Here is a 9,133-nt window from a genome sequence, read left to right on the forward strand (position 1 = left end):
CGGGGGGAGGGGGTGAAGGTTTATGCGGGGTATGCGGGAGGTGCAAGTTTTGAGTTAATGCATGGACGCTTAGAGCGCGCAGAACAGGCTGTGGTATCCGCAAGGTGTTCCCCATGGGGGAAGCAGCTTCATTGGGCCTCCCTAGTCACCGGCTGCTTTCCCGTAGGGAAACATCTTGAGGCCCATTTTATCGGGGATCTTCAACACCGCGTAAGTCCAGTTTCCCGTCAGGGAAACCCCTTGCGGGCGTGGAGGTAGCGCCAGAAGGGCCTAGGCTAAAGGGTGACCACCTGGTCCACCCGCCCCTCGAGGGCCCGGTACAGGTCGGGGAAGCACCCCACCTCCACCCCCTCCACCACGTGGGCCGCCACCCGGCAGTCCCCGGGGGTGGTGCGCCCCTCCCCTTCCGGGGTGCACCAGCGGGGCTCCCCCTGGGCGAGGCCCCGCTCCAGGGCGCAGAGGTCGTACATCATGAGGGAGGATCCCCCTCTCCTTGGCCACCTTGGCGAGCCTCTCCCCGATGGGGTTCCCCTTCTGCAGGACCAGGACGTTGTCGTCAAAGAAGAAGATCCCCGCCACCTCCGCCCCGTGGACCCCGGCCTCCAGCTGGGGCAGGATCATCTGGGCGAGCTTGTGGCTCGCGGCCCTGGGACTTGAAAGGAGGTAGGCCACCCGCATCTTTGCGCCTCCTCCTAGTGCTCCACGCCCTCCACCTGGAAGAGGGCGATGTTCCTGGGCTTGCCTCCCACGGAGAAGCGGCCAGAAACCTGGAAGCGATCCAGTTCTACCCGGACCACCTCCCCCCTTACGGGATCGGTGACGAAGGCCACCCCGTGGCCCACAGCCATCCTCGCCGTGGACGCGCCCTGGGCTTCCGGGCTCACCGCCTCCAGGCTCGCCACCACCCGCCGCTCCTTGGGGTCTAGGCGGTGGAGGCGGCCGTCCGCGGTGAGGACATAGAGGGCTTTCCCGTCGGGGTCAAAGGCGAAGGCCAGAGGCCTTGCGGGAAGAGGAAGGGCTTCCAGGCGCCCCTCCTTGGGAAAAACGAAGAGCAGCCCCTGTCCGAAGTTCCCCACCAGGAAGGGGTGGGCGGGGTGGGAAGCGAGGACGCCCACCCGGGCTCCCTGGGGACTGCCGGGAGGGTAGGGCAACTTGCGCCCTACGAGGCCCCGGCCCCTTTGCTCCACCAGGAGGACCCCATCGGCGCAACCGAAGGCGGCCACTTCCCCCAGCACGGCCTCCCCGTGAAGCCTGGGGCAGGCCTCGGGAAGGGCGAGGACCCGGGTTCCCCCAAGGGTGTAGGCCTCCACCCTCCCCCCTTCCAGAGTCCCCACCAGGAGGGTCTCCCCCAGGAGGACCACGGCCCCGTGGTCCGCTCCCCCGGTGGCGACGAGCCTAGGGGTGAGGTCCAGGCCAAGCCTGCGCAGGTCAAAGAGGGCCACGGTCCCGTCGCCGTCGTGGAAGACGGCAAGCCAGGGTTCCCCCACGTGGGCGTGGGTGGGCTTGGGGCCCGTGCGCAGGGTGGCCGCCACGTAGGGGTTTTTCGGCTTGACGTCCTTATGCTCCCCGTGGTCCTCGAGGTCCAGTCCTCCGTAAAGGAAGCCCACCGCGTCCCCGTCCCGGTGCACCATGAGAACGTACTGGCCACCGGGCAAGGAGTAGAGGGCCGCGGGGGAAGGCACCGTGAAGCGGCCAAGCTCCTTCCCCTCCTCGTCGTACACGGCCACCACCGGCTTTTCGGCGTCCGCCACCGCCACCCGGGTGTAGAGCTTCTCGCCGCCGTGCCCGTGGTCCTCTTGGCCCTCGGCCAAGGCCAAAGCCAAGACCAAACCCAAAAGCGCGCCTACCCAACCTTTCCGCATACCTTACCTCCTTTGCGCTACCTCGCAGAGCCTTTCCCGGTTCCACCGGAGGAGGTCCAAGTAGGTGGGCACCCTCCGGTCCAGGGCATCGGTATAGAGCACCACCAGCCTGGCCCCAAGCTCCTCGGCCAGGCGCCTTAGGGGAGCGGGGTCGTACTGGGGCTCGGCCACCACCAGGTCCACCCCCTTGAGGCTGGCTTCCTGGAGAAGGGCGATGCGGCCGCGAACCCCCATGTCCTGCCCCAGGGCGTCCCGCAAGACCCCCACCACCTCCAGGCCGTAGCGGCGGGCCAGGTAGGAGAGGGAGAGGTGGGCCACCACCACCCGCAACCTGCGCCCCTGCAGGCAAGCCCCCAGGGCCCTGTCCTCCTCGAGGGCCCTTTCCCGGAAGCCGGCCAGGTTCTTCTGGAAGCCGGCCTCCTCCCCCGGAAAGAGGCGGGCAAGCTCAGAGGCGATGACCTCGGCGTAGCGCACCCCGTAGGTGGGGTCCAGCCACATGTGGGGGTCGCAGTCCCCGTGGAGGTGGACCCCCTTCTCCTTAAGCCCCAAGAGGCCGCAAATGGGGTCGGGCATGGCCGGGGCAAGCTCCACCACCCGCGCCCCCGGGGGCAGGAGGGCCCTGAGCTTGGGGAGGTAGGGCTCGAGGCCGAGCCCGTTGGCGATGAGGAGCCTCGCCCGGGAGAGCTGCAGGGCGGTGGAGGGCCTGAGGTCAAAGGCGTGGGGGTCGGCCCCGGGCGGGACCACGCTTTCCACCCCGATCCGTCGCCCCGCCACCTCCTGGGCGAGGCTGGCCAAGACGGCCGTGGTGGTCACCACCGGGGCCTGGGCCCAGGCCAGCCCCAAGAGGACGAGGGCTAGGCCTACAACGCGCTTCATTCGCCAGCTCCTCCCTCTTCCTCAGGGAAGAAGGCCTTCCAGTCCTTCACGTGCCTCCTCGCCCCAGGGGGAAGCCGCCTCAGGAATCGGCCCCGCCCCTCCCCCCGCAGGGCCGCCACCCGGGCCTCGTAGCCCCGCAGGAAGGGGAGGAGGTGGGCCAGGCCCTCGGCGAAGGGAAGGGGCTCGGCCCCAGGGTGGACCTCCGGCGGGTAGGGGGGAAGGAAGGCCCGGTAGAAGCGCTCCTTGGGCCGGTGGTAGAGGACCCCCCGGTACCAGATTCCCGTGGAGTGGAGCACCGCCTCCTCCCCCAGGTAGAGGCTGGAGCCCACGCCCTGGGGGTGGGGCCGCTTGGCAAACCCAAGCGCCTCCAGGAGGCCATGCTCCGCGTCCAAACCCATGAGGTACATGACCACGGGCATGGGGTTCATGGCCGCACCAAGACGAGGCGGGTGGGGCTTCCCCCGGTGCGGAGGTAGCGCACCACCCTGCCCTTGGCCACGTCCACCTCCGCCACCAGCCCCAGGTGGGGCAGGCTCACGTAGGCGAGGCCTCGCTCGGGCCAGAGGGCGAGGTCGGGGTAGATGGCCCCACCCGTGTCCTCGTCCATCTCCGGGAAGGGCCTTGGGGAGACCCGCACCTTGAGGAGGAGCCTGCCCTCCTTCGCCTCCCGCACCTGGAGGGTGCCTTCCGTGAGGAGGACGTAGAGCCTCCGGCCGTCCGAGGCTCCCCTAAGGAAGACGCCCTCGAGGGCGATGGGGACAAGGGTAAGGCCCGCGGGGTCCAGGCGGTAGAGGTGCCGCACCCCGTCGGAGTACCCGTAGAAGACCCCTTCCCCCTCCAGAAAGGCCCCGATCCGCTCCCCGGCCACGGGGTAGGGGAGGCGGGCCCGCTCCCTTCCCCCCTCCAGGACCAGCACGTCCCGGGCGCAGGCGAAGAAGCTCCGCCCCGTCCCCGGGTGGAAGGCCTCTCCGTGCTCCACGGGGCAGGGGAACCGCCCCGCCTCCTCCCCGCCCAGGCCCTTGGGGTAGAGGACCACCTGCCCCCGGGCGAGGAGGGTGAGGTAGGCGCCCTCGGGGGCCTCCACCAGGTGGTAGTGGTCGGGGTTCGGGAGGCGGACCCGCTCGTGGAGGAAGGCGGCCTCGGGAGAGAGGGCCTCCTCCCCGAAAAGAAGGGCCTCGGCGGTCCTCTCGGAGAAGGCCAGGAGGCGCCCCCTGTGGGTGTAGGGCTCGCTCCCGTGGCCAATGTTCCAGCCCTTACCGAGGAGGAGGCTCTTGGCCACCACGGGCCGGCTCCAGCGCCCCTCCTCCTTTCCGGTCCAGACCACGGTGAGCCACTGCCGGTCCGTGTCCCGGCCGCGGGCGACCAGGAGGTAGCGGCCCGAGGGAGTGGCCACCAGGCTCATGCCCTTGGGGGGCAGGGAGAGCTCGGCCACCACCTTTCCCTCGGGCAGGTCCAGGGAGAGGAGGCGGCTTCCCTGGGGGCCGTTGTCCAGGGCGAAAAGCCGCGCCTCCGCCGGGAAAGCCTCCTCCCGCTCCGGTACGGTACCGTGGGCCAGAACGGGGAGGAGGGCCAGTCCTAGAAAGAGGGCCAACTGCGGTCTTGGCATAGCGCACCTCTGGGGAACGATAATGACATAGCATTCTCATTAAAGTCAACCGGGAGGGCTACGGGGCAGGACTTGCCCCCTTGCCGCACCTATAGCGCCCTACCCCTTTTGGGCGGGCTACACCCTGCGGGTGACCTGGGGGTGGGGCTCTTGTCCACGCCTGGAGGTGGCCCCGGCGGACCCGAACCCGCCCCTCAGCCGCCCGCCGCGCTGAGCGCCGCCAGGGCCAGGGAGAGGTGGTCCTTGAGGACCAGGGGGCCAAGGCCGTGTTTGGCCCGAAGCCTTTCCAGGTAAAAGGCCCGCTCCTCCCGCCTGGCCCCGTAGCTCTGGTTGGTCCCGTGGACCCTCACTCCCAGGTTCCGCCCCTTCAGGTAGTGGAAGGGAAGTCCCACCCGGTAGGCCCGAAGCCAGAGGTCCCAGTCCCAGTAGTCCCCCATCGCCGGGTCCAGGCCGCCGAGGTCCAAGAGGGTCTTCTTCCTGAGGGCCGTCCCCGAGGCCAGAAGGAGGTTGTCCTTTAGGAGCCCTTCCCCCACCTCCCCGGGGCGGAAGGGCACCTCCTCGCCGGGGAGGAGGAGCACCCCCTCCCCGTAGACCACGGCCTCCTTTCGGTCCAGGGCCCGCTGGACCCGGTAGAGGTAGGCGGGGTCCAGGAGGAGGTCGTCGTCGTCCAGGAAGAGGACCACCTCCCCCTGGGCCATTTCCAGGGCCTTCTGGCGCGCCTCCACCTGGCCCCGCCCCGGGTTCGGGAAGGCCCGGAAGCGGGGGTCTTCCCAGGAGGCCACCGCCTCGAGGCCCTCCCCATCCCCGTCGTCCACCACCAGGGCCTCAAAGTGGGGGAAGGTCTGCCGGAGGAGGGAGGCCAGGGCCTCGCGGAGGAGGTGGGGCCTCCCCTTGGTGGGGATGAGGACGCTAATCATCGGCCAAAACGGGCTGGAGGCGGGCCTCGTCGGTGAGGTCCAGCCGGAGGGGGGTGGCGGCGATGAAGCCCTGGTCCACCGCCCAGCGGTCCGTCCCCTCCTCGGCCTCGGCCCGGGGCTTGGCGGCGAACCAGTAGAAGGGGCGGCCCATGGGGTCCTCCCCCGGCACCACCACCCCCTCGTAGGCCCGCACCGACTGGCGGGTCCAGAGGAAGCCCTTGGGCCTCAAGGGGAAGTTCACGTTCACCAGGAAGGGCCTCTCCAGCCGGAGGAGGGTCTCCAAGGTGCGGAGGAGCCAGGGCCTGAGGGCCTGGAAGTCCGGAGCCTCCCCGTTGAGCCGCACGCTGAAGGCCGCGGCCGAAAGCCCGAAGAGCCGCCCCTGCTTGGCCGCGGCCACGGTCCCGGAGTGCCAGATCTCGTGCCCCAGGTTGCTCCCGAGGTTCACCCCCGAAAGCACGAGGTCCGCGCCGCCAAAGAGGTGGAGGCCCAGGGCCACGCAGTCGGCGGGGGTGCCCCGGACCCGGTAGGCGGGGAACTGGGGGGTGGAAAGGGGCGCGGGGTGGGGGTAGGCCCGCACCGGGTGGGCGATGGTGATGGCGTGGCCCGTGGCGCTCTGCTCCGTGTCCGGGGCGGCCACGAAGACCTCCCCGAAGCGGCTTGCCGCCTCGGCCAAAGCCCAGAGGCCTGGGCTGTAGATGCCGTCGTCGTTGGTCACCAGGATCCGCATGCCCTCACCCTAGCCCTCCCCTGTCAGAAAGGGGTCAGGGCCGGGGCCCTTGCCCCGGCCCTGGCCCTATGCCCCTAGCGGGCCGCCACGCTCCGGTTGTAGCGCTCCAGGGCGGCGTCCGCCTTGGCCTTGGCCTCCTTGAGGGCCTCCCCTGCGGCCTTGCCCTTCAGGATCTCCTCCCAGGCCGCCTGGACGTACTGGCGGATCTCGGGGAAAGCGCCCATGAGGCAGCCCGCGCTTTCGGCGTTCACCTTGCTGGTGAGGAGCTGCTGGATGGCGGTGGTGTAGTTGGGCTGGCGCACGTGGGCCTGGCGCACCTCGGGGAGCTCGGCGACCCCCTTCACCACGGGGAAGTACCCGGTGGCCAGGTGCCACTTGGCCTGGGTCTTGGGCTCCAGGAGGAAGCGGACGAAGGCCCAGGCCCCCTGGGTTTCCGCCTCGGGGAAGCCCTTGAGCACGTAGAGGGCCGCCCCGCCGATGGCCACGCCGTTCCGCCCCTTGAGGAAGGGGTAGTAGGCCGTGCGCAAGGGGAAGCGCCCCCCGATCTGGCGCAGGACCCCGGTGAGGCTCGCCGTGGAGTAGGCGGCGATGGCCGCCTGCCCCTGGGCGAAGAGGCTCTGGGAGTCCGCCCAGTTGCGCCCGGTGTTGGCCGCCACGCCCTCCCGCACCAGCCGGGCGTACATGTCCAGGAAGGCCACGGCCGCCGGGTTGTCAAAGGTCACCGCCGTGGCCCGGGCCTTGCGGCCGTTCTCGTTGTTGCAGAAGGTGTAGCCCGAGTTGTAGGAGATCTGCTCCACGAACCAGGAGTCAATGGGGATGGAAAGCCCGTAGCGCACCGTGCGCCCTTGGGCGTCCTTCTTGGTGAGCTTGCGGGCCGCCTCCTCCAGGTCCTTGAGGCTCCAGGTGGGCTGGAAGGGGATCCCCGCTTCCTGGAAGGCGGCCATGTTGAAGTAGAGGATGGGGTTGGAGGAGTTGAAGGGGAGGCCGAAGAGCTTCCCCTCCACCGTGTAGTAGTTGCGGGGCTGGGGCAGGAAGCGCTCCAGGTCAAAGCCCTCCTTGCGGGCCAGGTCCTCTAGCGGCACCACCGCTCCCGAGTCGGCCATGATGCGGGCCCCGATATCATAAACCTGGATGACGTGGGGGTAGCCCCGCCCCGCCCTCAGGGCCGCGAGGAGCTTGTTGATCCCGTCGTCGTAGCTCCCCACGTACTGGGCCTTGACCTGCACCCGGTTCTGGCTGGCGTTGAACTCCTTCACCAGGGCCTCCGTGACCTCGCCCAGGACCCCGCCCATGGAGTGCCAGAACTCCACGGTCACGCGCTGGGCCTGGGCCCCCCCTAGGACGAGGGCGAGAAAGAGAGCCGTACCGATGCTTTTCCGCATACCGCCTCCTATCCCTTCAGCCCGCCCAGGGCGATGCCCCGCACGAAGGCCCTCTGGGCGAGCAGGAAGGCTATGAGGGTGGGGAGAAGGACCAGGATGGCCCCGGCGGCCACCACGTTCCAGCGGGCCACCTCCTCGTTGAGGATGAAGCTCACCGCGATCTGGGCCGTCTGCATCTCCCGGCTTTTGGTGACCACCAGGGGCCAGAGGTACATGTTCCAGGTGCCGATGAAGGTGAGGGCCGCCAGGGCCCCCAGGGCCGGGAGGGCCAGGGGCAGGGCCACGTGGCGGAGCATCTGGAAGTGGCCCGCCCCGTCTATGCGGGCGGCGTCAAAGTAGTCCTCGGGGATGGTCCTGAGGAACTGGCGCAGGAGGAAGACCCCGAGGGGGCTTGCCAGGAAGGGCACGGTGAGGGCGGGGTAGGTGTCCAGCCACCCCAGGCGGTCCACCAGGAGGTAGAGGGGGAGGAAGGTGGCCTCCCCCGGCACCAGGAGGAGGGCCACGGCGAGGCCGAAGAGGGCCTCCCGCCCCCGGAAGCGCATCCGGGTGAGGGCGTAGGCGGCGAGGAGGCTCGTGGCCAGCACCCCTAAGGTGACGGCGGTGGAAACGAGGAGGCTATTCAGGAGGAAGCGGAAGAGAGGGTAGCGGGCCAGGGCTTCCCGGTAGGCCTCGAGGGTGGGTTGGGGAGGGAGGAGGCCCGGGGCGTAGAGGTCGGCCTCGCTCCGCAGGCTGGCGGAGAGGAGGGTGAGGAGGGGAAGGGTCAGGAGCAGGGCGTAGAGGCCCGCCAGGAGGTAGGTGGGAAGGAGCTTCCTGAGGCTACGCATAGTGCACCTTCCGGCCCAGGAGCCAAAACTGGAGGCCCGCCAGGAGGAGGAGGACCAGGAAGAGGAGGAGGGCCTCAGAGGCCGCGAGGGGCACCTGGAAGTTGAAGAAGGCGTCCTGGTACACCCGGTAGATGAGGACCGTGGAGCTCTCCGCCGGGCCGCCCCGGGTGAGGAGGTGGATCTGGCCGAAGGCGGTGAGGCTACGGAGCACCACCAGGAGGCCCACCAGGAAGAGGGTGGGGGAGAGGAGGGGGAGGGTGATGCGGAAGAAGCGGGTTAAGGGCCCGGCCCCGTCCACGGTGGCGGCCTCCAGGACCTCCTCGGGGATGTTCTGGAGCCCGGCGGTGAGGAGGATGGCGGTGAAGCCCACCCCCGCCCAGGCCGTGACCACCGCCAGGGTGGGGAGGGCGAGCTCGGGGGAGGTGAGCCAGGGCTGGGGGGGAAGGCCGAGGGAGGCCAGGGCGCGGTTGGCCCACCCGCCCACGGGGTGGAGGAACCAGCCCCAGGCCACGGCGGCCACGGCGGTGGGCACGGCGGTGGTGAGGAAGAAGAGGGTGCGGAAGAGGGCCACCCCGGGGTAGGGACGCCACACCAGGAGGGCGGCCAGAAGGCCCAGGAGGAGCTCCAAGGGAGCCACCATGAGGGCGAACTTCAAGGTGAGGAGGGCGCTCTTCCAGAACTCCGGGCGGGAGAGGGCCTCCTGGTAGTTGGCGAGGCCCGCCCAGGCCCGCCCCCGGCCGAGGAGGTTTTCCCGGTGGAGGGAAAGCCAAATGGCCTGGAGGACGGGCAGGACCATGAAGAGGAGGAAGAGCCCGTAGGCGGGGAGGAGGAAGGGGAGGGCCTCGAGGGAGGCGCGCCTTCCGCGGCGTTGGGCTTTGCTCAGGGCCACGGCCATGCTGAGGCCACCCTAGGGGCTCTTCGTCAGGAGAGGGTCATAAA

At 69.8% G+C, this 9,133-nt stretch carries 9 protein-coding genes and 1 pseudogene; all 10 read right to left on the reverse strand.

Features of this window, described 5'->3' with window-relative positions:
- Positions 1 to 275 precede the first annotated feature (275 nt).
- A pseudogene (locus ABJK26_RS01870) lies at positions 276 to 678 on the reverse strand (SaoD/DsrE family protein).
- Between the two features lie 14 nt (positions 679 to 692).
- On the reverse strand, positions 693 to 1,862 hold the full coding sequence (locus tag ABJK26_RS01875) for a hypothetical protein (RefSeq protein WP_347240510.1): 1,170 nt from the start codon (positions 1,860 to 1,862) through the stop codon (positions 693 to 695).
- Between the two features lie 3 nt (positions 1,863 to 1,865).
- Entirely contained in the window at positions 1,866 to 2,738 is an 873-nt protein-coding gene (locus ABJK26_RS01880; protein WP_347240511.1) for a metal ABC transporter substrate-binding protein, read from the reverse strand.
- Positions 2,735 to 3,166 carry a hypothetical protein gene (locus ABJK26_RS01885; protein WP_347240512.1) on the reverse strand — a complete coding sequence of 144 codons (432 nt, stop codon included), beginning with the start codon at positions 3,164 to 3,166 and terminating at the stop codon, positions 2,735 to 2,737. The genes ABJK26_RS01880 and ABJK26_RS01885 overlap by 4 nt, the downstream gene beginning before the upstream one ends.
- Entirely contained in the window at positions 3,163 to 4,344 is a 1,182-nt protein-coding gene (locus ABJK26_RS01890) for a hypothetical protein (RefSeq protein ID WP_347240513.1), read from the reverse strand. The genes ABJK26_RS01885 and ABJK26_RS01890 overlap by 4 nt, the downstream gene beginning before the upstream one ends.
- A 194-nt stretch (positions 4,345 to 4,538) precedes the next feature.
- Positions 4,539 to 5,261: a glycosyltransferase family A protein gene (locus ABJK26_RS01895; RefSeq protein WP_347240514.1), complete on the reverse strand. Its 723-nt coding sequence runs from the start codon at positions 5,259 to 5,261 to the stop codon at positions 4,539 to 4,541.
- The gene (surE, locus tag ABJK26_RS01900; RefSeq protein ID WP_347240515.1) at positions 5,254 to 5,988 is read right to left on the reverse strand and encodes a 5'/3'-nucleotidase SurE; all 735 of its coding nucleotides are present in this window, start codon (positions 5,986 to 5,988) and stop codon (positions 5,254 to 5,256) included. The genes ABJK26_RS01895 and surE overlap by 8 nt, the downstream gene beginning before the upstream one ends.
- Positions 5,989 to 6,062: 74 nt before the next feature.
- A complete protein-coding gene (locus ABJK26_RS01905) occupies positions 6,063 to 7,370 on the reverse strand; it encodes an ABC transporter substrate-binding protein (RefSeq protein ID WP_347240516.1) in 1,308 nt (435 codons plus the stop codon).
- A gap of 8 nt (positions 7,371 to 7,378) precedes the next feature.
- On the reverse strand, positions 7,379 to 8,194 hold the full coding sequence (locus ABJK26_RS01910) for a carbohydrate ABC transporter permease (RefSeq protein ID WP_347240517.1): 816 nt from the start codon (positions 8,192 to 8,194) through the stop codon (positions 7,379 to 7,381).
- Complete coding sequence (locus tag ABJK26_RS01915; protein ID WP_347240518.1) at positions 8,187 to 9,089, reverse strand: sugar ABC transporter permease; 903 nt, start codon at positions 9,087 to 9,089, stop codon at positions 8,187 to 8,189. Before ABJK26_RS01915 ends, ABJK26_RS01910 begins: the two co-directional genes overlap by 8 nt.
- Positions 9,090 to 9,133 lie beyond the last annotated feature (44 nt).

Origin of the sequence: Thermus sp., from assembly GCF_039793865.1 — a bacterium.
In the GTDB taxonomy this organism is placed as follows: Bacteria; Deinococcota; Deinococci; order Deinococcales; family Thermaceae; genus Thermus.

Coding starts and splice junctions, on each gene's coding strand:
- ABJK26_RS01875 (WP_347240510.1), bottom strand. CDS start 1,862: ATGCGGAAAGGTTGGGTAGGCGCGCTTTTGGGTTTGGTCTTGGCTTTG.
- ABJK26_RS01880 (WP_347240511.1), bottom strand. CDS start 2,738: ATGAAGCGCGTTGTAGGCCTAGCCCTCGTCCTCTTGGGGCTGGCCTGG.
- ABJK26_RS01885 (WP_347240512.1), bottom strand. CDS start 3,166: ATGAACCCCATGCCCGTGGTCATGTACCTCATGGGTTTGGACGCGGAG.
- ABJK26_RS01890 (WP_347240513.1), bottom strand. CDS start 4,344: ATGCCAAGACCGCAGTTGGCCCTCTTTCTAGGACTGGCCCTCCTCCCC.
- ABJK26_RS01895 (WP_347240514.1), bottom strand. CDS start 5,261: ATGATTAGCGTCCTCATCCCCACCAAGGGGAGGCCCCACCTCCTCCGC.
- surE (WP_347240515.1), bottom strand. CDS start 5,988: ATGCGGATCCTGGTGACCAACGACGACGGCATCTACAGCCCAGGCCTC.
- ABJK26_RS01905 (WP_347240516.1), bottom strand. CDS start 7,370: ATGCGGAAAAGCATCGGTACGGCTCTCTTTCTCGCCCTCGTCCTAGGG.
- ABJK26_RS01910 (WP_347240517.1), bottom strand. CDS start 8,194: ATGCGTAGCCTCAGGAAGCTCCTTCCCACCTACCTCCTGGCGGGCCTC.
- ABJK26_RS01915 (WP_347240518.1), bottom strand. CDS start 9,089: ATGGCCGTGGCCCTGAGCAAAGCCCAACGCCGCGGAAGGCGCGCCTCC.